Source organism: Pseudomonas sp. H11T01, from assembly GCF_048515765.1.
Classification (GTDB): Bacteria; Pseudomonadota; Gammaproteobacteria; order Pseudomonadales; family Pseudomonadaceae; genus Aquipseudomonas.
Window position 1 is genome coordinate 21797 of the sequence record NZ_JBLYED010000010.1, and the last position, 21813, is coordinate 43609.

At 54.5% G+C, this 21813-nt stretch carries 32 protein-coding genes; 30 read left to right on the plus strand and 2 right to left on the minus strand.

What is annotated here, in order from left to right:
- Nucleotides 1-12: 12 nt before the first annotated feature.
- From rplD to bfr, 28 genes are all read left to right on the plus strand, one after another.
- Nucleotides 13-615 carry a 50S ribosomal protein L4 gene (gene rplD, locus ACN1C3_RS14930; RefSeq protein ID WP_150642942.1) on the plus strand — a complete coding sequence of 201 codons (603 nt, stop codon included), beginning with the start codon at nucleotides 13-15 and terminating at the stop codon, nucleotides 613-615.
- Nucleotides 612-911, plus strand: coding sequence for a 50S ribosomal protein L23 (gene rplW, locus ACN1C3_RS14935; RefSeq protein ID WP_002555488.1), 300 nt, complete (start codon nucleotides 612-614; stop codon nucleotides 909-911). The genes rplD and rplW overlap by 4 nt, the downstream gene beginning before the upstream one ends.
- Before the next feature lie 14 nt (nucleotides 912-925).
- A complete protein-coding gene (gene rplB, locus ACN1C3_RS14940) occupies nucleotides 926-1750 on the plus strand; it encodes a 50S ribosomal protein L2 (protein WP_003210080.1) in 825 nt (274 codons plus the stop codon).
- Nucleotides 1751-1766: 16 nt separating this feature from the next.
- Nucleotides 1767-2042: a 30S ribosomal protein S19 gene (gene rpsS, locus ACN1C3_RS14945; protein ID WP_002555486.1), complete on the plus strand. Its 276-nt coding sequence runs from the start codon at nucleotides 1767-1769 to the stop codon at nucleotides 2040-2042.
- 13 nt (nucleotides 2043-2055) lie between these two features.
- Nucleotides 2056-2388, plus strand: coding sequence for a 50S ribosomal protein L22 (rplV, locus tag ACN1C3_RS14950; protein WP_419116571.1), 333 nt, complete (start codon nucleotides 2056-2058; stop codon nucleotides 2386-2388).
- 13 nt (nucleotides 2389-2401) lie between these two features.
- The gene (gene rpsC, locus ACN1C3_RS14955) at nucleotides 2402-3088 is read left to right on the plus strand and encodes a 30S ribosomal protein S3 (RefSeq protein WP_003176422.1); all 687 of its coding nucleotides are present in this window, start codon (nucleotides 2402-2404) and stop codon (nucleotides 3086-3088) included.
- A 12-nt stretch (nucleotides 3089-3100) separates the two neighbouring features.
- On the plus strand, nucleotides 3101-3514 hold the full coding sequence (gene rplP / locus ACN1C3_RS14960; protein ID WP_095080428.1) for a 50S ribosomal protein L16: 414 nt from the start codon (nucleotides 3101-3103) through the stop codon (nucleotides 3512-3514).
- On the plus strand, nucleotides 3514-3705 hold the full coding sequence (gene rpmC / locus ACN1C3_RS14965; protein WP_002555481.1) for a 50S ribosomal protein L29: 192 nt from the start codon (nucleotides 3514-3516) through the stop codon (nucleotides 3703-3705). The genes rplP and rpmC overlap by 1 nt, the downstream gene beginning before the upstream one ends.
- Before the next feature lie 2 nt (nucleotides 3706-3707).
- Nucleotides 3708-3974 carry a 30S ribosomal protein S17 gene (rpsQ, locus tag ACN1C3_RS14970; protein ID WP_003176419.1) on the plus strand — a complete coding sequence of 89 codons (267 nt, stop codon included), beginning with the start codon at nucleotides 3708-3710 and terminating at the stop codon, nucleotides 3972-3974.
- Between the two features lie 23 nt (nucleotides 3975-3997).
- Nucleotides 3998-4366, plus strand: coding sequence for a 50S ribosomal protein L14 (gene rplN / locus ACN1C3_RS14975; protein WP_002555479.1), 369 nt, complete (start codon nucleotides 3998-4000; stop codon nucleotides 4364-4366).
- Nucleotides 4367-4377: 11 nt separating this feature from the next.
- A complete protein-coding gene (rplX, locus tag ACN1C3_RS14980; RefSeq protein WP_033059465.1) occupies nucleotides 4378-4692 on the plus strand; it encodes a 50S ribosomal protein L24 in 315 nt (104 codons plus the stop codon).
- A 20-nt stretch (nucleotides 4693-4712) separates the two neighbouring features.
- Entirely contained in the window at nucleotides 4713-5252 is a 540-nt protein-coding gene (gene rplE / locus ACN1C3_RS14985) for a 50S ribosomal protein L5 (protein ID WP_003210069.1), read from the plus strand.
- A 13-nt stretch (nucleotides 5253-5265) separates the two neighbouring features.
- Nucleotides 5266-5571 carry a 30S ribosomal protein S14 gene (gene rpsN, locus ACN1C3_RS14990; protein ID WP_003176414.1) on the plus strand — a complete coding sequence of 102 codons (306 nt, stop codon included), beginning with the start codon at nucleotides 5266-5268 and terminating at the stop codon, nucleotides 5569-5571.
- A gap of 209 nt (nucleotides 5572-5780) precedes the next feature.
- Nucleotides 5781-6173 (plus strand): 30S ribosomal protein S8, encoded by a 393-nt coding sequence (rpsH, locus tag ACN1C3_RS14995; RefSeq protein ID WP_003186040.1) that lies wholly within the window; start codon nucleotides 5781-5783, stop codon nucleotides 6171-6173.
- A gap of 12 nt (nucleotides 6174-6185) precedes the next feature.
- Complete coding sequence (gene rplF, locus ACN1C3_RS15000) at nucleotides 6186-6719, plus strand: 50S ribosomal protein L6 (RefSeq protein ID WP_419116572.1); 534 nt, start codon at nucleotides 6186-6188, stop codon at nucleotides 6717-6719.
- Between the two features lie 10 nt (nucleotides 6720-6729).
- Nucleotides 6730-7080 carry a 50S ribosomal protein L18 gene (rplR, locus tag ACN1C3_RS15005; protein WP_003186037.1) on the plus strand — a complete coding sequence of 117 codons (351 nt, stop codon included), beginning with the start codon at nucleotides 6730-6732 and terminating at the stop codon, nucleotides 7078-7080.
- A 3-nt stretch (nucleotides 7081-7083) separates the two neighbouring features.
- Nucleotides 7084-7584: a 30S ribosomal protein S5 gene (gene rpsE, locus ACN1C3_RS15010; RefSeq protein WP_003186035.1), complete on the plus strand. Its 501-nt coding sequence runs from the start codon at nucleotides 7084-7086 to the stop codon at nucleotides 7582-7584.
- Between the two features lie 2 nt (nucleotides 7585-7586).
- Nucleotides 7587-7763, plus strand: a complete 177-nt coding sequence (gene rpmD / locus ACN1C3_RS15015; RefSeq protein WP_003444363.1) for a 50S ribosomal protein L30 — start codon at nucleotides 7587-7589, stop codon at nucleotides 7761-7763.
- A 3-nt stretch (nucleotides 7764-7766) separates the two neighbouring features.
- Nucleotides 7767-8201, plus strand: coding sequence for a 50S ribosomal protein L15 (rplO, locus tag ACN1C3_RS15020; protein WP_002555470.1), 435 nt, complete (start codon nucleotides 7767-7769; stop codon nucleotides 8199-8201).
- The gene (gene secY, locus ACN1C3_RS15025) at nucleotides 8202-9530 is read left to right on the plus strand and encodes a preprotein translocase subunit SecY (protein ID WP_419116573.1); all 1329 of its coding nucleotides are present in this window, start codon (nucleotides 8202-8204) and stop codon (nucleotides 9528-9530) included.
- A gap of 27 nt (nucleotides 9531-9557) precedes the next feature.
- A complete protein-coding gene (rpmJ, locus tag ACN1C3_RS15030; protein ID WP_002555468.1) occupies nucleotides 9558-9674 on the plus strand; it encodes a 50S ribosomal protein L36 in 117 nt (38 codons plus the stop codon).
- A 129-nt stretch (nucleotides 9675-9803) separates the two neighbouring features.
- Complete coding sequence (gene rpsM / locus ACN1C3_RS15035) at nucleotides 9804-10160, plus strand: 30S ribosomal protein S13 (protein WP_003186020.1); 357 nt, start codon at nucleotides 9804-9806, stop codon at nucleotides 10158-10160.
- 30 nt (nucleotides 10161-10190) lie between these two features.
- Entirely contained in the window at nucleotides 10191-10580 is a 390-nt protein-coding gene (rpsK, locus tag ACN1C3_RS15040; protein WP_002555466.1) for a 30S ribosomal protein S11, read from the plus strand.
- Nucleotides 10581-10598: 18 nt separating this feature from the next.
- Entirely contained in the window at nucleotides 10599-11219 is a 621-nt protein-coding gene (gene rpsD / locus ACN1C3_RS15045; protein ID WP_003210056.1) for a 30S ribosomal protein S4, read from the plus strand.
- Nucleotides 11220-11241: 22 nt separating this feature from the next.
- A complete protein-coding gene (locus ACN1C3_RS15050; RefSeq protein WP_003176403.1) occupies nucleotides 11242-12243 on the plus strand; it encodes a DNA-directed RNA polymerase subunit alpha in 1002 nt (333 codons plus the stop codon).
- Nucleotides 12244-12284: 41 nt separating this feature from the next.
- A complete protein-coding gene (gene rplQ, locus ACN1C3_RS15055) occupies nucleotides 12285-12671 on the plus strand; it encodes a 50S ribosomal protein L17 (protein WP_003210053.1) in 387 nt (128 codons plus the stop codon).
- Nucleotides 12672-12847: 176 nt separating this feature from the next.
- Complete coding sequence (locus ACN1C3_RS15060) at nucleotides 12848-14296, plus strand: catalase (RefSeq protein WP_419116574.1); 1449 nt, start codon at nucleotides 12848-12850, stop codon at nucleotides 14294-14296.
- A gap of 155 nt (nucleotides 14297-14451) precedes the next feature.
- Complete coding sequence (gene bfr, locus ACN1C3_RS15065; RefSeq protein ID WP_419116575.1) at nucleotides 14452-14916, plus strand: bacterioferritin; 465 nt, start codon at nucleotides 14452-14454, stop codon at nucleotides 14914-14916.
- Nucleotides 14917-14979: 63 nt separating this feature from the next.
- On the opposite strand, the gene uvrA is transcribed toward bfr, so the two are convergent.
- On the minus strand, nucleotides 14980-17814 hold the full coding sequence (uvrA, locus tag ACN1C3_RS15070; RefSeq protein WP_419116576.1) for an excinuclease ABC subunit UvrA: 2835 nt from the start codon (nucleotides 17812-17814) through the stop codon (nucleotides 14980-14982).
- 202 nt (nucleotides 17815-18016) lie between these two features.
- Between uvrA and ACN1C3_RS15075 the strand changes: the two genes are divergently transcribed.
- Both ACN1C3_RS15075 and ACN1C3_RS15080 read left to right on the plus strand, forming a co-directional pair.
- On the plus strand, nucleotides 18017-19414 hold the full coding sequence (locus tag ACN1C3_RS15075; protein WP_419116577.1) for an MFS transporter: 1398 nt from the start codon (nucleotides 18017-18019) through the stop codon (nucleotides 19412-19414).
- 9 nt (nucleotides 19415-19423) lie between these two features.
- The gene (locus tag ACN1C3_RS15080; protein WP_419116578.1) at nucleotides 19424-19948 is read left to right on the plus strand and encodes a single-stranded DNA-binding protein; all 525 of its coding nucleotides are present in this window, start codon (nucleotides 19424-19426) and stop codon (nucleotides 19946-19948) included.
- Nucleotides 19949-20098: 150 nt separating this feature from the next.
- Here the strand turns inward: ACN1C3_RS15080 and ACN1C3_RS15085 are convergent, their stop codons facing one another.
- A complete protein-coding gene (locus tag ACN1C3_RS15085; protein ID WP_419116579.1) occupies nucleotides 20099-21577 on the minus strand; it encodes a S41 family peptidase in 1479 nt (492 codons plus the stop codon).
- Nucleotides 21578-21813 lie beyond the last annotated feature (236 nt).

Below are 21813 nucleotides of genomic sequence, written 5' to 3' on the forward strand. Positions count from 1 at the left end.
GGGGAAGCTGACATGCAATTAAATGTAAATGACGCTCAAGCGATCGAAGTTTCCGAACTGACATTTGGCGGCGAGTTCAACGAGACACTGGTTCACCAAGCAGTCGTGGCCTACATGGCCGGCGGCCGTCAGGGTACCAAGCAGCAAAAGACCCGTTCCGACGTTCGTGGTGGCGGTAAGCGCCCATGGCGTCAGAAAGGTACTGGCCGTGCTCGTGCCGGTACTATCCGTAGCCCAATCTGGCGTGGCGGCGGTACCACTTTCGCAGCTCGTCCACAGGATCACTCCCAGAAGCTGAACAAGAAGATGTATCGCGCAGCAATGCGTTCCATCCTTGCTGAGCTGGTGCGTACTGATCGTCTGGTCGTGGTTCAGGACTTCGCTGTTGAAGCACCGAAAACCAAAGATCTGCTGAACAAGCTGAATGGCATGGGTCTGACTGATGTCCTGATCGTGTCCGATGCTGTTGATCAGAATCTGTACCTGGCTGCTCGTAACCTGCCACACGTTGATGTACGTGACGTGCAAGGTTCCGATCCAGTTAGTCTGATCGCATACGACAAGGTGTTGATCACCGTGTCGGCCGTGAAGAAATTCGAGGAGCTGCTGGGATGAACCAGGAACGCGTATTTAAAGTTCTGCTTGGCCCGCACGTTTCCGAGAAGGCTACGGTTCTGGCAGACAAGAAAGGCCAGTTCGTTTTCAAGGTTGCTACTGATGCAACCAAGCTGGAAATCAAGAAGGCCGTCGAAAGCCTGTTCAGCGTGAAAGTAGAGCGTGTTACTACCCTGAATGTTCTGGGTAAGAGCAAGCGCACTGCTCGCGGTCTGGGCAAGCGTAATGACTGGAAGAAGGCAGTTATCTCCCTTCAGCCAGGCCAAGATCTCGATTTCAGCAGCAGTGCTGAGTAAGGAAGGGGTGCATCATGGCAATCGTTAAATGCAAACCGACTTCCCCTGGCCGCCGTTTTGTGGTCAAGGTGGTCAACCAGGAGCTGCATAAAGGCGCTCCTCACGCACCGCTGCTCGAGAAGAAATCGAAGACTGGTGGTCGTAACAACAATGGTCGTATTACCACTCGTCACATCGGTGGTGGCCATAAGCAGCATTATCGTCTGGTCGACTTCCGTCGCAACGACAAAGATGGCATCGCTGCCACTGTCGAGCGTATCGAATACGATCCAAACCGTACTGCTCACATTGCTCTGCTGCTGTACGCAGATGGCGAGCGCCGCTACATCATCGCCCCTAAAGGCGTGAGTGCTGGCGACCAGCTGATCGCAGGTGCTTTGGCACCGATCAAGCCGGGCAACGCTCTGCAACTGCGTAACATTCCAGTTGGTAGCACCGTACACGGCATCGAATTGAAGCCGGGTAAAGGCGCGCAAATCGCTCGTTCTGCTGGTGCTTCGGCTCAGCTGATCGCTCGTGAAGGTGTCTACGTGACCCTGCGTCTGCGCTCTGGTGAAATGCGTAAAGTATTGGCTGAATGCCGTGCAACGCTAGGCGAAGTCTCGAACTCCGAGCACAGTCTGCGTTCGCTGGGTAAAGCTGGTGCCAAACGCTGGCGTGGCGTTCGCCCAACCGTTCGTGGTGTTGCCATGAACCCGGTTGACCACCCACATGGTGGTGGTGAAGGTCGTACCTCTGGTGGTCGTCATCCGGTATCGCCATGGGGCTTCCCGACTAAGGGCGCGAAGACTCGTGGTAATAAGCGTACCGACAAAATGATCGTCCGTCGTCGCAAGTAAATAGAGGGATACGACAGTGCCACGTTCTCTGAAAAAAGGTCCTTTTATTGATCTTCACCTACTGAAGAAGATCGAAGTGGCGGCGGAAAAGAACGATCGCAAACCAGTTAAAACCTGGTCGCGCCGTTCCATGATCCTGCCACAAATGGTCGGTTTGACCATTGCTGTGCATAACGGTCGTCAACATGTTCCAGTTCTCGTGAACGAAGACATGGTCGGCCACAAACTAGGCGAGTTTGCCGGTACCCGCACATATCGTGGGCACGTGGCAGACAAGAAAGCCAAGCGTTAAGGGGTAAGGAACGATGGAAGTAGCCGCTAAGTTGTCGGGCGCTCGAATCTCCGCCCAGAAAGCCCGCTTGGTCGCCGACCAGATCCGCGGGAAGAAGGTGGGCGAAGCGCTCAACCTGTTGGCTTTCAGCAGTAAGAAAGCCGCCGAGATCATCAAGAAAGTGCTGGAGTCGGCCGTAGCCAACGCCGAGCATAACGAAGGCGCAGACGTTGACGACCTTAAAGTCGCCACCGTTTTCGTCAACGAAGGGCGTTCGCTGAAGCGCATCATGCCGCGTGCCAAAGGCCGTGCTGATCGCATCGTCAAGCGGTCTTGCCATATCACTGTCAAGGTTGCTGACAAGTAACGGAGTCGAAGAGATGGGTCAGAAAGTACATCCCATTGGCATTCGCCTGGGAATCGTCAAGGAGCACACCTCCGTCTGGTACGCAGACGGTCGGACTTATGCGGACTATTTGTTCGCTGATCTGAAGGTGCGTGAGTATCTCCAAGACAAACTAAAAAGCGCGTCCGTAAGCCGTATCGATATCCATCGTCCGGCTCAAACTGCACGTATCACCATCCACACCGCTCGTCCAGGTATCGTTATCGGGAAGAAAGGTGAAGATGTTGAGAAACTGCGTCAGGACCTGACCAAGCAAATGGGTGTGCCTGTGCACATCAATATCGAAGAGATCCGCAAGCCGGAGCTCGACGGTATGCTGGTTGCGCAGAGCGTAGCTCAGCAGCTGGAGCGTCGCGTTATGTTCCGTCGCGCTATGAAGCGCGCTGTACAAAACGCCATGCGCATTGGTGCCAAAGGCATCAAAATCCAAGTGAGCGGTCGTCTCGGCGGTGCTGAAATCGCACGTACTGAATGGTATCGCGAAGGTCGTGTGCCACTGCACACCCTGCGTGCCGACATCGACTATGCCAACTACGAAGCTCACACCACTTATGGTGTGATCGGTGTAAAGGTTTGGATCTTCAAAGGCGAAGTAATTGGTGGTCGCCAAGAAGAGCTGAAACCACAAGCACCAGCGCCTCGTAAAAAAGCTGCTAAGTAAGGGGTACGCCAAATGTTGCAACCAAAGCGTACGAAGTTCCGCAAGCAGATGACAGGCCACAACCGTGGCTTGGCTCAGCGCGGTAGCAAAGTCAGCTTCGGCGAATATGCGCTGAAGTCTGTTGCTCGTGGTCGTCTCACCGCTCGTCAGATCGAGTCAGCGCGTCGTGCTCTGACCCGTCACGTAAAACGTGGCGGCAAGATCTGGATCCGTGTATTCCCGGACAAGCCTGTCACCAAAAAGCCACTCGAAGTTCGGATGGGTAAAGGTAAGGGTAACGTGGAATATTGGGTTGCCCAGATTCAGCCAGGCAAAGTCCTGTATGAAATCGAGGGTGTTACTGAAGAGCTGGCGCGTGAGGCTTTCGCCCTGGCTGCTGCAAAGCTGCCGCTCGCCACCTCCTTTGTTAAACGGACGGTGATGTGATGAAAGCGAATGAACTTCGTGAAAAATCCGCACAGCAGCTGAACGAGCAACTGCTCGGCCTGCTGCGCGACCAGTTCAATCTGCGTATGCAGAAAGCAACTGGCCAGTTGGGGCAGTCTCATCTGCTCTCGCAAGTTAAGCGTGACATTGCTCGCGTGAAGACTGTGCTCAACCAGCAGGCAGGTAAGTAATCATGGCTGAAGCCGAAAAAACTGTCCGTACGCTGACTGGCCGTGTTGTCAGCGACAAGATGGACAAGACCATCACCGTTCTGATCGAGCGCCGCGTTAAGCACCCGATCTACGGTAAATATGTTAAGCGTTCGACTAAGCTGCACGCGCACGACGAAACCAATCAGTGCCACATCGGCGACAAAGTCACTATTCGTGAAACTCGTCCGCTGGCCAAGACCAAGTCTTGGGCATTGGTTGATGTTCTCGAACGCGCTGTGGAAGTCTAAGGACTAGGGGTCGGAGAAATTATATGATTCAGACTCAATCCATGCTCGATGTGGCCGATAACAGCGGCGCTCGCCGTGTTATGTGCATCAAGGTGCTGGGTGGCTCCCATCGTCGTTACGCTGGTATCGGTGACATCATCAAAGTTACCGTCAAGGAAGCAATTCCTCGCGGTAAGGTGAAAAAAGGCCAAGTGATGACTGCTGTTGTGGTCCGCACTCGCCACGGTGTCCGTCGTGCTGACGGCTCCATCATCCGCTTTGATGGCAACGCTGCTGTTCTGTTGAACAACAAGCAAGAGCCGATCGGCACCCGTATCTTTGGGCCAGTGACCCGTGAACTTCGTACTGAGAAGTTCATGAAGATCGTCTCGCTCGCCCCAGAAGTGCTGTAAGGAGATCCGACATGCAAAAGATTCGTCGTGACGACGAGATCATCGTGATCGCCGGCAAAGACAAAGGTAAGCGCGGTAAGGTGCTTAAGGTTCTCGCTGACGACCGTCTGGTCGTTGGTGGTCTGAACCTGGTTAAGCGTCATACCAAGCCTAACCCGGCGTCGGGCGTACAAGGCGGTATCGTCGAGAAAGAAGCGCCACTGCACGCTTCTAACGTCGCCATTTTCAACGGCGAAACCAACAAGGCTGACCGCGTTGGTTTCAAAGTAGAAGATGGCAAGAAAATTCGTGTCTTCAAGTCGACCCAAAAAGCGGTTGATGCTTGAACACTGCTAGGTAGAAGACCATGGCACGACTAAAAGAGATTTACCGGAAGGAAATCGCACCGAAACTTAAGGAAGAACTTAAGCTTTCGAACGTGATGGAAGTTCCGCGCGTTACCAAAATCACCCTGAACATGGGTCTGGGCGAAGCGATCGGCGACAAAAAAGTCATCGAGCACGCTGTTGCTGACCTGGAAAAGATCACCGGTCAAAAAGTCGTTGTGACTTACGCTCGGAAATCCATCGCTGGCTTTAAAGTCCGTGAAGGTTGGCCGATCGGCGTCAAAGTGACTCTGCGCCGTGAGCGTATGTACGAATTCCTGGATCGTCTGCTGTCGATCTCCCTGCCTCGGGTCCGCGACTTCCGCGGCCTGAATGCCAAGTCCTTCGATGGTCGTGGTAACTACAGCATGGGCGTTAAAGAGCAGATCATCTTCCCGGAAATCGACTACGACAAGATCGATGCTCTCCGCGGTCTGGACATTACCCTGACCACCACTGCCAAGAACGATGATGAAGGTCGCGCTCTTCTGCGTGCTTTCAAATTCCCGTTCCGCAACTGATTGGAGTAGGACCATGGCCAAGATGAGCATGAAAAACCGCGAGCTGAAACGTCAGCTCACGGTTGCCAAGTACGCCAAAAAGCGTGCAGCACTGAAAGCTATCATCGTTGATCTGAACGCAAGTCCAGAAGCGCGTTGGGAAGCTACAGTAGCTCTGCAGAAGCAGCCACGTGACGCAAGCGCCTCGCGCATGCGTAACCGCTGCCGCCTGACCGGTCGTCCACACGGCGTTTACCGCAAGTTCGGCCTTGGCCGTAACAAACTGCGTGAAGCGGCAATGCGTGGTGACGTACCAGGTCTGGTTAAAGCCAGCTGGTAAGTACTGTCAAAGTCTCGATGTTCGGGATCGCAAGATCCTGACCGTCGGTGGCCTTGAATCTGAATCAAGCCCCTTTTGGGGCTTGATTCATTTGTGGGGTGTGTCTAGAATACCCGGCTCGCCTGAGCCCGTACTTTTTACGTGCGGAGTTTCTCGGCGAAGGTTGTAGCCGCAAGGCTTATTTTTTTTGTATCAGGAGCGTCTAGCCCATGAGTATGCAGGACCCGTTAGCGGACATGCTAACTCGAATCCGTAATGCCCAGATGGCTGAAAAGTCCGTCGTAAGCATGCCATCTTCCACGTTGAAGGTAGCTGTAGCCAAAGTCCTCAAGGACGAAGGTTACATCGCGGGTTATCAGATCAGCAGCGAAATCAAACCGTTGCTGTCCATCGAGCTGAAATATTTCGAAGGCCGTCCGGTCATCGAAGAAGTGAAGCGCGTTAGTCGTCCAGGCCTGCGTCAGTACAAGTCCGTCGATGATCTGCCAAAAGTTCGTGGCGGTCTCGGTGTGTCTATCGTCTCCACCAACAAAGGTGTGATGACGGATCGTGCTGCGCGCGCTGCCGGTGTCGGCGGCGAAGTTCTTTGCACTGTGTTCTAAGGGGGGATAAGCATGTCACGCGTCGCTAAGAACCCCGTTAAGCTGCCAGCTGGTGTCGAAGTAAAATTCGCCGGCCAACAGCTTTCGGTGAAGGGTACCAAGGGTACTCTAGAGCTGAACATCCATTCGTCTGTTGAGATCGTTGAAGAAGCTGGTGAGCTGCGTTTCGCTGCTCGCAATGGCGATCAACAAACTCGCGCAATGGCCGGTACCACTCGTGCGTTGGTAAACAACATGGTCCAAGGCGTAAGCCAAGGCTTCGAGCGTAAGCTCCAGCTGGTCGGTGTTGGTTACAAAGCGCAAGCTAAAGGCGAAGTGCTGTCCCTGGCTCTCGGCTTCTCGCACCCAGTGGAATACGAACTGCCGAAAGGCATCACCGCTGAGACCCCTAGCCAGACCGATATCCTCATCCGAGGAATCGATAAGCAGCTGGTAGGTCAAGTGGCCGCTGAGATCCGCGACTTCCGTCCACCAGAGCCTTACAAAGGCAAAGGTGTGCGTTACGCGGACGAAGTCGTCCGCCGTAAAGAAGCCAAGAAGAAGTAGGGCATAGCAAATGACCGACAAAAAAGTTACTCGACTGCGTCGCGCTCGCAAAGCACGCCTGAAAATGCACGAACTCGAAGTCGTGCGTCTCTGCGTGTTCCGCTCTTCGCAGCACATCTACGCCCAGGTCATCTCGGCCGACGGCAACAAAGTCCTGGCAAGCGCCTCGACTTTGGATAAAGAACTGCGTGATGGCGCCACTGGCAACATCGACGCGGCCACTAAGGTTGGCCAGCTGGTCGCTACGCGTGCTAAAGCCGCTGGCGTCTCGCAGGTGGCTTTCGACCGCTCTGGCTTCAAGTACCACGGCCGCGTCAAGGCGCTGGCTGATGCTGCTCGTGAAGCTGGGCTGGAGTTCTAAGTTATGTCAAATAACGACCAAAAGCGCGACGAAGGCTACATCGAGAAGCTGGTTCAAGTTAACCGCGTTGCTAAAACCGTTAAAGGCGGCCGTATCTTCACCTTCACCGCGTTGACCGTGGTTGGTGATGGCAAGGGCCGTGTTGGTTTCGGTCGTGGCAAGTCACGTGAAGTGCCTGCTGCGATCCAGAAAGCAATGGAAGCTGCTCGTCGCAACATGATTCAAGTGGACCTTAATGGCACCACTTTGCAGTACGCAATGAAATCCGCCCATGGCGCTTCCAAGGTGTACATGCAGCCTGCTTCTGAAGGTACCGGTATCATCGCTGGCGGCGCTATGCGTGCTGTCCTCGAGGTTGCTGGTGTTCAGAACGTCCTGGCCAAGTGCTACGGCTCGACTAACCCGGTAAACGTGGTTCACGCCACTTTCAAAGGTTTGAAAGCAATGCAGTCTCCTGAATCCATTGCCGCCAAGCGTGGCAAAAGCGTCAAGGAGATCTTCTGATCATGGCTACCGTTAAAGTAACGCTGATCAAAAGCATGACCGGCCGTATCCCTAATCACAAATTGTGCATTAAGGGTTTGGGTCTGCGTCGCATCGGTCACACTGTAGAAGTACTTGATACTCCCGAGAATCGCGGGATGATCAACAAGGCTTACTACATGCTGCGAGTCGAGGGTTAATCGATGAAACTCAATGATCTGAGTCCTGCGCCGGGTTCCCGTCGCGAGAAGCATCGTCCGGGCCGTGGTATCGGTAGTGGTTTGGGTAAGACTGGTGGCCGTGGTCACAAAGGTCAGTCCTCCCGCTCCGGTGGCACCATTGCTCCGGGCTTTGAAGGCGGTCAACAGCCGCTGCATCGTCGTCTGCCGAAATTCGGTTTCGTTTCCCTGAAAGCCATGGATCGCGCAGAAGTGCGTTTGTCCGAACTGGCTAAAGTGGAAGGCGACATCGTCACCGTGCAGTCCCTGAAGGATGCCAACGTGATTAACCAAAACGTACAGCGTGTGAAAATCATGCTGTCCGGTGAAGTTACTCGCGCGGTCACCATCAAGGGTATCGCAGCCACCAAAGGTGCGCGTGCGGCTATCGAAGCAGCTGGCGGCAAGTTCGAGGAATAAATGGCTAAGCAAGGTGCTCTCTCAGCGCTCAGCAAAGGCGGGTTATCCGAGCTCTGGGCTCGACTGCGTTTTCTATTCCTGGCGATTATCGTCTACCGGATAGGCGCACACATCCCAGTTCCTGGTATCAACCCGGACCGGCTGGCGGACCTGTTTCGACAGAATGAGGGGACCATTCTTAGCTTGTTCAACATGTTTTCCGGCGGCGCGCTGGAACGGATGAGCATCTTTGCATTGGGGATCATGCCGTACATTTCGGCATCGATCATCATGCAGCTGATGACCGCCGTCAGTCCGCAGCTGGAGCAGTTGAAGAAGGAAGGTGAGGCTGGTCGTCGTAAGATCAGCCAATACACCCGCTATGGCACTGTCGTCCTCGCTCTCGTTCAGGCTATCGGCATGTCCGTTGGTTTGGCGGGGCAGGGCGTTGCGTTCACTGGTGACTTTGGCTTCCATTTCGTTGCGGTATCCACGTTTGTGGCTGGTGCGATGTTCATGATGTGGCTGGGTGAGCAGATTACTGAACGTGGTGTTGGTAACGGTATCTCGATGTTGATTTTTTCGGGTATCGTCGCCGGTCTTCCGAGAGCGATCGGGCAGTCTTTCGAGTCTGCACGTCAGGGTGATATCAATATCTTCGCCCTGGTTGCCATCGGTTTGCTGGCAGTAGCGATTATCGGTTTCGTGGTGTTCATTGAGCGTGGTCAGCGGCGTATCGCCGTTCATTACGCCAAGCGTCAGCAGGGCCGCAAGGTGTTTGCTGCGCAGACTAGCCACTTGCCGCTAAAAGTGAATATGGCCGGTGTTATTCCTGCTATTTTCGCGAGCAGCATTTTGCTGTTCCCGGCTTCGTTGGGTGCCTGGTTTGGTCAGTCTGAAGGTATGGGCTGGTTGCAGGACATCTCGCAGTCGATCGCTCCTGGTCAGCCGTTGAATATTCTGCTGTTTAGTGCAGGGATTATTTTCTTCTGCTTCTTCTATACGGCGTTGATGTTCAATCCGAAAGACGTAGCGGAAAACCTGAAGAAGTCCGGTGCCTTTATTCCGGGCATCCGTCCAGGTGAGCAGTCCGCGCGCTATATTGATGGCGTTCTGACTCGCTTGACCATGTTCGGTGCTCTATATATGACGGCCGTGTGCCTGTTGCCCCAGTTCCTGGTGGTTGCAGCAAACGTTCCGTTCTACCTTGGCGGGACCTCGTTGCTGATCGTGGTCGTGGTTGTTATGGACTTCATGTCCCAAGTACAATCGCACCTCGTTTCGCACCAGTACGAATCCCTGATGAAGAAAGCCAACCTGAAGGGTTACGGCAGCGGCATGTTGCGCTGAGTACCCATAAGGTTCGAGGAGTTGGTGATGAAAGTTCGTGCATCGGTGAAAAAGCTGTGCCGTAACTGCAAAATTATTCGCCGCGAAGGTGTTGTTCGAGTAATTTGCAGCGCGGAACCGCGTCACAAACAGCGCCAAGGCTGAGTGTGATCCGCTTGAAGCCCAGCAGCTAGTGCGCTGCTGGGTTGATTATTTGTTATTACAGCGATATTATCTCGCGCCCTATTTCTTGGCTTCCGGGGCGTAGGTAGCTGTCAATTGGAGTCCCACTGAATGGCCCGTATTGCAGGCGTTAACATTCCAGATAACAAGCACACTGTTATCTCGCTGACCTACATCTATGGTGTTGGTCGCACTACTGCACAGAAAATTTGTGCAGTAACTGGGGTAAACCCAGCCGCAAAGATCAAGGATCTGAGCGACGAGCAGATTGAACAGCTGCGTGGCGAAGTGGCGAAGTTCACCACTGAAGGTGACCTGCGTCGCGAAATCAACATGAAAATCAAGCGTTTGATGGACCTCGGTTGCTATCGCGGTCTGCGTCATCGTCGTGGTCTTCCAGTACGCGGTCAGCGTACCAAGACTAACGCGCGTACCCGTAAAGGTCCGCGTAAGCCGATCCGCAAGTAATCGCCCCAGCGAATCGACAGGAAATTAATCATGGCAAAACCTGCTGCTCGTCCTCGTAAAAAAGTCAAAAAGACAGTGGTTGATGGCATCGCCCACATCCACGCGTCTTTTAACAACACCATCGTGACCATCACCGACCGTCAAGGTAATGCGCTTTCTTGGGCTACCTCCGGTGGTTCGGGTTTCCGCGGTTCTCGCAAGTCCACGCCGTTCGCTGCTCAAGTAGCTGCTGAACGTGCTGGTCAAGCTGCGCTGGAATATGGCCTGAAAAACCTTGACGTCAACGTCAAAGGTCCAGGTCCAGGTCGTGAGTCCGCTGTCCGTGCATTGAACGGCTGTGGCTATAAGATCGCCAGCATCACCGACGTGACGCCAATCCCGCACAACGGGTGCCGTCCGCCGAAGAAGCGCCGCGTGTAATCCAGGAGATTGTAAAGAATGGCTCGTTACATTGGTCCAAAATGCAAACTCGCTCGTCGCGAAGGCACCGATCTCTTCCTGAAGAGCGGCGTGCGCGCGATCGAATCGAAGTGCAACATTGAAGCAGCACCTGGTATCCACGGCCAACGCCGCGGTCGTCAGTCCGATTACGGCACCCAACTGCGTGAAAAGCAGAAGGTCCGTCGTATTTATGGCGTTCTCGAGCGTCAGTTCAGCGGTTACTACAAAGAAGCAGCCGGCAAGAAAGGCGCTACTGGTGAGAACCTGTTGCAGCTGCTCGAATGCCGTCTGGACAACGTTGTATACCGTATGGGCTTTGGCTCTACTCGTGCCGAATCCCGTCAGCTGGTATCGCACAAATCCGTCAGCGTTAACGGTCAGACCGTAAACGTCCCGTCCTACCAGGTTCGTGCTGGTGACGTGGTCGCGATTCGCGAGAAAGCAAAGAACCAACTTCGCATTGTCCAAGCTCTCGATCTGTGTGCCCAACGTGGCCGCGTAGAATGGGTAGAAGTAGACACTGAGAAGAAGTCGGGCGTTTTCAAGAACGTTCCTGCTCGCAGTGATCTGTCCGCCGACATCAACGAAAGCCTGATTGTCGAGCTCTACTCCAAGTAAGGGCTAGAAAATAGGTGCATCCATGCAGATTTCGGTAAATGAGTTCCTGACACCCCGCCATATTGATGTGCAGGTTGTCAGTCCAACCCGCGCCAAGATCACTCTCGAGCCTCTCGAGCGTGGTTTCGGCCACACCCTGGGCAACGCGCTGCGCCGCATCCTGTTGTCCTCAATGCCCGGCTGTGCAGTAGTCGAGGCCGAGATTGACGGTGTGCTCCACGAGTACAGCGCCATCGAAGGTGTACAGGAAGACGTAATTGAAATCCTGTTGAACCTTAAAGGTCTGGCTATCAAGCTGCACGGCCGTGACGAAGTTACGCTGACCTTGTCGAAGAAGGGTTCGGGGGTGGTTACCGCTGCCGATATTCAGCTGGATCATGATGTCGAGATCGTTAATCCCGATCACGTAATCGCTAACCTGGCGTCTAACGGCGCCCTGAACATGAAGCTCACTGTAGCTCGTGGTCGTGGTTATGAACCGGCCGACTCGCGTCAGAGCGATGAAGACGAAAGCCGCAGCATCGGTCGCTTGCAGCTTGACTCTTCGTTCAGCCCGGTTCGCCGTATCGCATACGTGGTGGAAAACGCCCGTGTCGAGCAGCGTACTAACCTGGATAAGCTGGTTATTGATCTGGAAACCAACGGTACTCTGGATCCTGAAGAGGCTATCCGTCGTGCTGCAACCATCCTGCAACAGCAGTTGGCTGCGTTCGTCGACCTCAAAGGTGACAGTGAGCCAGTGGTAATCGAGCAAGAAGACGAGATCGATCCGATCCTGCTTCGCCCGGTTGACGATCTGGAACTGACTGTACGTTCGGCTAACTGCCTTAAGGCGGAAAACATTTACTACATCGGCGACCTGATTCAGCGTACCGAAGTAGAACTGTTGAAGACTCCGAACCTGGGCAAGAAATCCTTGACTGAAATCAAGGACGTTCTGGCCTCCCGCGGTCTGTCCCTCGGCATGCGCCTCGACAACTGGCCGCCTGCAAGTCTTAAGAAGGACGACAAGGCGACTGCCTGATCGTCGTAATCACCGAACGTGAGTTTGGTAAGGAATGAACCATGCGTCATCGTAAAAGTGGTCGTCACCTGAGCCGTACCAGCTCGCACCGCAAGGCCATGTTTCAAAACATGGCGGTGTCGCTGTTCGAGCACGAGCTGATCAAAACTACACTGCCAAAAGCCAAAGAGCTGCGTCGCGTTGCTGAGCCGCTGATCACTTTGGCCAAGACAGACAGCCTGGCTAACCGCCGTCTGGCCTTCGACCGTACTCGTTCGAAAGCCATCGTTGGTAAGCTCTTCAACGACCTGGGCAAGCGTTACGCTACCCGTGAGGGTGGCTACCTGCGCATCCTCAAGTGCGGTTTCCGCGCTGGTGACAACGCGCCGATGGCGTACGTTGAGCTGATCGATCGTCCAGTTGGCGGTGAAGCTGTATCCGCTGAGTAAGACGTCAGTCTGTAACGAAGAACCGGGCCTAGTGCCCGGTTTTTTGTGTCCGTCATATTAGAAAATTTCTATCGATAGTCATTATTTAATGAATTTGATGGTGTCATGTCGATGGCCAATACTCCCTCTCAGCCGATTAGCCGGCAGTTCAAAGACTGACAGAGGGAAGATTGAGCATGAGCCAGAATAAAACGCTTACTACAGCCAGTGGCGCTCCTGTCGCCGATAACCAGAATTCCCGTTCCGCCGGCCCACGAGGCCCGCTGCTGCTCGACGATTTTCACTTGATCGAGAAGCTTGCCCACTTCAACCGCGAAAACATCCCCGAACGACGTGTTCACGCCAAAGGTTCGGGTGCTTACGGTGCGTTCACTGTTACCCGCGATATCACCCAGTACACCAGCGCCAAATTGTTTGAGTCCGTCGGCAAGCAAACCCCAACTTTCCTGCGTTTCTCTACCGTAGGCGGTGAGCGCGGTTCGGCCGACACCGAGCGTGATCCACGTGGCTTTGCTTTGAAGTTCTATACCGAAGAAGGCAACTGGGACATTGTTGGCAACAACACTCCGGTGTTCTTTATCCGTGACCCGCTGAAATTCCCAGATTTTATCCACACCCAAAAACGTCTGCCGCAGAGCAATCTGAAAAGCGCTCAGATGATGTGGGACTTCTGGTCGCATTCGCCTGAGGCGCTGCACCAAGTCACCATACTGTTCTCGGATCGTGGGATCCCGGATGGCTACCGTCACATGCACGGTTTCGGCAGCCACACCTACAGCCTGATCAACGCCAAGGGAGAGCGCCATTGGGTGAAATGGCACTACAAAACCAAGCAGGGCATCAAGAACCTGGCGCCGGCAGAAGCCGCACGCCTGGCCGGTACCGATCCGGACTACGCACAGCGCGACCTGTTCGGCGCGATTGAGCGCGGTGACTTCCCGAAATGGTGCGTGTGCATACAGATCATGACCGAGGCTCAAGCTGCGGCGCACTACGAGAACCCGTTTGACGTGACCAAGACCTGGTCGCAGAAAGAGTTCCCGCTGATCGAAGTGGGTGAACTGGAACTCAATCGTAATCCGCAGAATTACTTCGCTGAAGTCGAACAGGCGGCTTTTGGTCCGAGCAACATGGTGCCGGGTGTTGGTCTGTCACCGGATCGCATGCTGCAAGGCCGTGTATTTGCCTATGCCGATGCGCACCGCTACCGTATTGGAACCAATCATCAGCATTTGCCGGTGAATGCGCCGAAGAGTCCGGTCAACAGCTACCAGCGTGATGGTTCCATGGCATTCGGTAGCAACGGTGGCGCAGCTCCGAACTACGAGCCAAACAGCTACGCTGACGCACCGAAACAGGCGCCGCAGTATGCCGAGCCGGCGTTGGCCTTGAGTGGCGCGGCAGATCGTTACGATCATCGCGAGGATACGGACTACTACAGCCATGCCGGAGCGTTGTTCCGCTTGATGAGCGACGAGCAGAAAGCACTGCTGATCAACAACATTGCAGGTGCGATGGCGGGAGTTTCTGCTGACGTGGTTCAGCGCCAACTGCAGCACTTCTCCAAAGCAGATAGTGCTTACGGCGAAGGTGTCGCCAAGGCGTTGGGTGTACAGCTTAACTAAGTCTAAGTGATAAACGAAACCGCCCTCATTTGGGCGGTTTTCGTTTCCGTTCGCCGGTTTTTCTCGACTATTTCGCACTTTCCAAATCTTTTTGAAGTGACCTGCAAGTCAGCTTGGTTCAAACTACAGACTTTCAAGCAGGGAGATGTAGGGCGATGCAAGGCCATCCAGATGTAATCGATTACCTCAACACGTTACTGACGGGCGAACTGGCGGCGCGCGATCAATATTTCATCCATTCGCGGATGTATGAGGACTGGGGCTTCACTGAGCTCTACGAGCGCATCAATCACGAGATGGAAGAAGAGACCCAGCACGCTGACGCCTTGATGCGTCGCATCCTGATGCTCGAAGGTACGCCGCGCATGCGTGCGGACGATCTGGACATCGGTACCACGGTGCCTGACATGCTCGCCAGCGACCTGCGGCTGGAATATAAGGTGCGTGCCGCGCTCTGCAAGGGCATCGAGCTCTGCGAGCTGCACAAGGACTACGTCAGTCGCGAGATCCTGCGTGTCCAGTTGGCCGACACCGAAGAAGATCACACCTACTGGCTGGAGAAACAGCTGGGTCTGATTAAATTGGTGGGCCTGGAGAACTACCTGCAATCGCAGTTCTGATTCTTCAACAGACACAAAAAAGCCCCTGTCACTGACGAAGTGACAGGGGCTTTTTCATTGGGCTCAGGCCCTGTCGCGTTCCAGCAGCGGCTTCAAGTAGTAGCCGGTGTAGGACTGCGGCATTTCAGCCACTTCTTCCGGTGTGCCGACGGCAATGATCTGTCCGCCTTTGGAGCCGCCTTCTGGGCCGAGATCCACCAGCCAGTCAGCGGTCTTGATCACGTCCAGGTTGTGTTCGATCACCACCACGGTGTTGCCATGGTCGCGCAGGCGATGCAGGACATCGAGCAATTGCTGGATATCGGCGAAGTGCAGGCCAGTGGTCGGCTCGTCGAGGATATACAGCGTTTTGCCGGTATCGCGCTTGGACAGTTCACGGGAGAGCTTGACCCGCTGCGCCTCGCCACCGGACAGGGTGGTTGCCGATTGCCCCAGCTTGATATACGACAAACCCACGTCCATCAGTGTTTGCAGCTTGCGCGCCAGGGCCGGAACCGCGTCAAAGAACACTCGCGCTTCTTCGATGGTCATTTCCAGCGTCTCGTGGATGCTCTTGCCCTTGTACTTGATCTCCAGCGTTTCGCGGTTGTAGCGCTTGCTCTTGCAGACGTCGCACGGCACGTAGATGTCCGGCAGAAAGTGCATTTCCACCTTGATCAAACCATCGCCCTGACAGGCCTCGCAGCGTCCGCCCTTCACGTTGAACGAGAAGCGCCCAGGACCGTAGCCACGGGAACGCGATTCCGGCACGCCGGCGAACAATTCACGTATCGGCGTGAACAACCCGGTATAGGTCGCCGGGTTCGAACGCGGTGTACGACCGATCGGGCTTTGGTCGATATCCACCACTTTGTCCAGATGCTGCAAGCCATTGATGCTGTCGTGAGCCGACGCCTCAAGGGTGGTTGCACCATTCAGTGCCGTGGCGCTGAGCGGGAACAGAGTGTTGTTGATCAACGTCGATTTGCCTGAGCCGGATACACCGGTGACGCAGGTCAGCAGGCCGATCGGGATATCCAGGTTGACATCGCGCAGGTTGTTGCCACGGGCGCCCTTGAGCGACAGCGAGAGCTTCTTGTTGCGCGGTGTACGTTTGGCTGGAACTTCGATCTTCACTCGGCCGGACAGGTACTTGCCGGTCAGCGAGTCAGGGTGAGCCATGACTTCGGCCGGTGTGCCTTCAGCGACGATATGCCCACCGTGCACGCCAGCGCCAGGGCCGATATCCACTACGTAGTCGGCCAGGCGAATCGCGTCTTCGTCGTGCTCGACCACGATCACCGTGTTGCCGATATCCCGCAGATGTTTCAGGGTGCCGAGCAGTCGATCGTTATCGCGTTGATGCAAACCAATCGACGGTTCGTCGAGGATGTACAGCACCCCGACCAGGCCGGCACCGATTTGACTGGCCAGGCGAATACGCTGGGCTTCGCCACCAGACAGGGTGTCGGCACTGCGATCAAGGGACAGGTAGTCGAGACCGACGTTGACCAGGAACTGCAAGCGCTCGCGGATTTCCTTGAGAATCTTGTCGGCAATTTCGCCACGTCGACCGGTCAGTTTCAGTACGCCAAAATATTCACACGCATCGCCAATCGGCAGGTTGGTGACCGCCGGCAGGGTCTTCTCGCCCACCCACACATGACGCGCCTCGCGACGCAGCCGGGTGCCGCGGCAATCCGGGCACGGTTGGGTACTGAGGAACTTGGCCAGCTCTTCACGTACGGAGGCCGACTCGGTTTCACGGTAGCGACGATCCAGATTCGGCACGATGCCTTCGAACGGGTGCGAGCGTTTGACGATATCGCCACGATCGTTCAGGTACTTGAAATCGACGTTCTGCGAACCGCTGCCATGCAGGACGACTTTTTGTTGGTCCGCCGGTAGTTCATTGAATGGCACTTCCAGGCTGAAGCCATAATGGGAGGCCAGGGAGCCAAGCATCTGGAAGTAATAAACGTTGCGTCGGTCCCAGCCGCGAATTGCGCCCTCAGCCAGCGTCAACTCGCCATTGACCAGACGCTTGATGTCGAAGAACTGCTTCACCCCCAAGCCATCACAGGTCGGGCAAGCACCCGCTGGGTTGTTAAAGGAGAACAGTTTGGGTTCGAGTTCGCTGATGGCGTGGCCGCAGATCGGGCAGGCGAAACGCGCAGAGAAGATAATTTCTTCGCCAGGCTCGTCGTCCATTGGGGCGACCAGGGCAATACCGTCAGCGAGTTTCAACGCGGTTTCGAATGACTCAGCCAGACGTTGCTGCAGATCGGCGCGAACTTTGAAGCGATCGACCACGACGTCGATGGAATGCTTCTTCTGTTTGTCCAGCTTCGGCAGTTCGTCCAGCTCGCAGAGCTTGCCATTGACCCGGGCGCGCACGAAGCCTTGGGCGCGTAGCTCTTCGAACACCGAAAGGTGCTCGCCTTTGCGTTCGCGAATCACCGGCGCCAGCAGCATCAGTTTGCTGCCTTCGGGTTGCGCCATGACCAGGTCGACCATTTGGCTGACGGTCTGCGCTTCAAGCGGGATGTCATGGTCCGGGCAACGTGGAATACCGACGCGAGCGTAAAGTAGACGCAGGTAGTCGTAGATTTCGGTGATGGTGCCGACGGTCGAACGCGGGTTGTGCGAGGTCGATTTTTGTTCGATGGAGATCGCTGGCGACAGACCTTCGATGGTGTCGACGTCAGGCTTTTCCATCATCGACAAGAACTGCCGGGCATAGGCCGACAGCGACTCGACATAGCGGCGCTGTCCTTCGGCATACAAGGTGTCGAAAGCCAAGGATGATTTGCCGGATCCGGACAGTCCGGTGATGACGATCAGTTTGTCCCGTGGCAGGGTCAGGTCGATGTTCTTCAGGTTGTGGGTTCGTGCCCCACGTATCAGGATCTTGTCCAAGGTGGCCTCGCTCGGCGGGCGTAAACGTAGGAGTATAAAACTAAATACTGGATGGATGCACACTATCAAATGAGAGCGCTTGAGCCGCCCATGACAGGACGCGGCACAAGTGCGCGGAGCTAGCTCGCGACAAAGCGTCGCCATATACCCTCTCAATCGATGGGACTGGTAGAATCGCCGCCGGTTCACATGAGGTTTATCCATGCACGATCCCCACAGCGAACGCATGAGTGGCAGCGAGACCCGCGCAGCAAGCGGTCTGGCCCTGGTGTTCGCCTTCCGTATGCTTGGCATGTTTATGGTGTTGCCGGTCCTGGCGACCTATGGAATGGATCTCGCAGGAGCGACCCCGGCCCTCATCGGGCTGGCGATAGGCGCTTACGGCTTGACCCAGGCAATCTTCCAGATCCCGTTCGGTTTCATTTCCGATCGCATTGGTCGGCGCCCGGTGATTTATCTGGGGCTGATAGTTTTCGCCCTTGGCAGTGTGCTGGCGGCCAATGCCGATTCGATCTGGGGCGTGATCGCCGGACGAATCCTGCAAGGCGCCGGGGCGATTTCTGCCGCGGTCATGGCCTTGTTGTCAGACCTGACCCGCGAGCAGCACCGCACCAAAGCCATGGCCATGATCGGCATGACCATTGGTCTGTCCTTCGCGGTCGCCATGGTGGTCGGTCCGTTGCTGACCCGTGCGTTTGGGTTGTCCGGGCTGTTCCTCGCAACCGGGGGCATGGCACTGTTTGGCATCGTGATTGTGATGTTCATGGTGCCGCGCTCAACCGGGCCGCTGCAGCATCGCGAGTCGGGCATAGCGCGTCAGGCTCTTATACCGACGCTCAAACATCCGGACCTACTGCGTCTGGACCTGGGCATCTTTGTTTTGCACGCGATGCTGATGTCCAGCTTCGTCGCCTTGCCTCTGGCACTGGTGGAAAAAGCCGGGTTGCCTAAAGAGCAGCATTGGTGGGTTTATCTGACGGCTTTGTTGATTTCGTTCTTCGCCATGATTCCGTTCATTATCTATGGCGAGAAGAAACGCAAAATGAAACGAGTTTTACTCGGTGCAGTCAGTACGCTGATGCTCACTGAGCTATTCTTCTGGCAGTTCGGCGACAGCTTGCAGGCTCTGGTGATTGGTACGGTGGTGTTCTTCACCGCGTTCAATCTGCTGGAAGCCTCCTTGCCGTCGCTGATCAGCAAGGTTTCACCGGCGGGCGGCAAGGGCACGGCAATGGGGGTTTATTCCACCAGCCAGTTCCTCGGTTCGGCACTGGGCGGGATCATGGGCGGTTGGCTGTTCCAGCATGGCGGTCTGTCGGTTGTGTTCCTCGGATGCGCAGGTCTGGCTGCCCTCTGGTTGGCCTTTGCTGTTACCATGCGCGAACCCCCCTATGTGACGAGCCTGCGCTTGCCGTTATCGCCTGAAGCGATCCGCGAAGCTGGTCTGGTCGAGCGCCTGCTGGCCGTCGTTGGGGTAACAGATGCAGTGGTGGTCGCTGATGAAGCGGCCATTTACATCAAATTGGACACCGAACTATTGGATCGCACCACCCTCGAGAGCCTGGTCAACAACCCGGTCCCGACAGCGTGCGAAGCCTAGGAGAACGTTATGGCCCGTGGGGTTAACAAAGTCATATTGGTCGGCACTTGCGGCCAGGATCCCGAAGTTCGCTACTTGCCTAACGGTAACGCCGTGACCAACCTGAGTCTGGCGACCAGCGAACAGTGGACCGACAAGCAAACCGGTCAGAAAGTCGAGAAAACCGAATGGCACCGTGTGTCGATGTTCGGCAAGGTTGCAGAAATTGCTGGCGAATACCTGCGTAAAGGTTCGCAGGTCTACATCGAAGGCAAACTGCAAACCCGCGAGTGGGAAAAAGACGGCATCAAGCGTTACACCACTGAAATCGTGGTCGACATGCAAGGCACCATGCAATTGCTGGGCGGCCGTCCACAGGGCGACCAGCAAGGCCAGGGCGGCATGTCCAACTCGGCACCGCGTCCTCAACAGTCGCGTCCGCAGCAGTCCCAGCCGTCGCAGCAACCACAGCGTGAGTCGCGTCCAGCGCCACAGCAGGCCGCACCGCAGCCGGCTCCGGATTTCGACAGCTTTGATGACGATATCCCGTTCTAGAAATAACTTTTCATAAGTGAAAACAAAGGCCCGTAAGTTTATGACGTACGGGCTTTTTTAATGTATTGCGTTTTTTCAGGGCTCTGCTGTGGTTTTTGTTATCGAATAACTATCGTTTCGGTAAACACATGGCTTTGAGCGCTGGTCCGATCATAAGCTATCAAGCACCCACTTTTGAACTGCCGCAGTATCATTTATGTCCCCGTCAAAGATAAATGGCGGATCATAACTTTGATTGTTTCCTCGCGTTCGGTCTCTCCATACCTTTAACGGTATCCAGAACTGGGCACCGCTCGGCAGTGATTGAGAGCCTATATCAATATACAGTGTGTCGGCGCTCGTTGGTAATCCCAGATGGACAACCCCCGGAATAGCAAGAACGACGTCCGCAAAGTCTAGACAGGCGCTAGCGCAAAATGAGTCAGTCACCAGCGCAAGCTTACCTTTAAAGCCTTGGGCATTGAATCCTTTCAAAATCTCTTGATCGATTGAGGAAGTGCTCGGTTGTCGTAACCACTCTTTCTTCTCGTGAAGCGCGAGCTCCATGGACTGGGTTAAACTAAAAACAACTTTGTAAATTTCACTGTTTTTTCCATAATCGCGCTCCATGGAATTTAGAACGTTACTGAGCGTTGAGAATGCAAAAGGAGAAACTCGCCACATCGCATACGCACGAGATTGCTCATCTAAGCTACTTACTACTTGCGAGCCTAATAGCGCAGACAGTATTTCAATGCCAACTAAACTGTTACCACCGCGATTGCCACGTGTATCAAGCACAACCAGATTGGCATCATTGATATTTTTGATACGGCTGAGCATTGTATCGAGGGATGCATTCTCAGCGGCTGATGGCATAAAATTTGATACCTGTATCCAATAGCGCCCGCCCCCCAGGTTTTGGAGAGTTTGTGGCGGTTGAGGCTGGCGCAGGAAAGATTCCAACTCTCCGCGTTCTTCTTGCCATAGCAAAGTAAAGTTTTGTCGAGCTCCATTTGGGAGCACAACTAAACAGTTTTTTGGTAAGGCTCTGCCCAGCACGGGATAGTTGGCATCATCGACAGTTAAATGCATGGCCAAATGTAACCATGTCGACTGTAGATTAAGTCTGCGATCAATATAGGGCGATAGTTTACTCTCAAGTATCTCAGGGGCTGATTTGTTATCGCATGCTATGATCTTGGAGCCAATCGGCGGTAAAGGCACGGGCCAATTTTCAGAGATATTTTTTACAACGAAATTCCGCCCCTGCCTACCCAAAATAAAACCTGCCCAAGTAGACTTTTCCTGATTAGGTTGATTCAGCCCTACGTGCCCATCCTTGAAGCCAGCAATGTAAAAACGGAGTACGGCTAGAGAATCTTTCCTTGACTTGACACGTTTGGATAGCTGGCTCGCTTCTAAATAGCCCCGCTCAACCCAATCGGTAAAATCTTTATTATTACTATCTAAAGCACCTGGATGAGAGCTGACTATCAGTTGATGCATGGCAGAAAGATCACTGATAGTTAAAGCTTCCCAGTTTTTTATATTGCTTTCTTTGGCCATGGCGAAAGAGGGTGCAAAAATAATGAAAAAAAAGATTAAGCATCTGTTCTTGGGAAAACATATATTGGCAATAAAAGTCATTTTAAAACGCCACGAAGATAGATTGACCTTATGCCGAAGGCATCGAGTGGCGCGCTGAAGCGTGTACAGGCGATATCCCTTTCGGCAGTATCGTGTTGAAAGTACCGGCTCGGTGATGGCAAGTCCACTCCTGTAGTACCGAGTCGAAGGTTGTCTGCGATGCAAATCCGTATGTTTATCTTTTTCAGGTATGCATAACCGTTCTAAGAGATAGATCTCTCTAACGGCAAACAAAA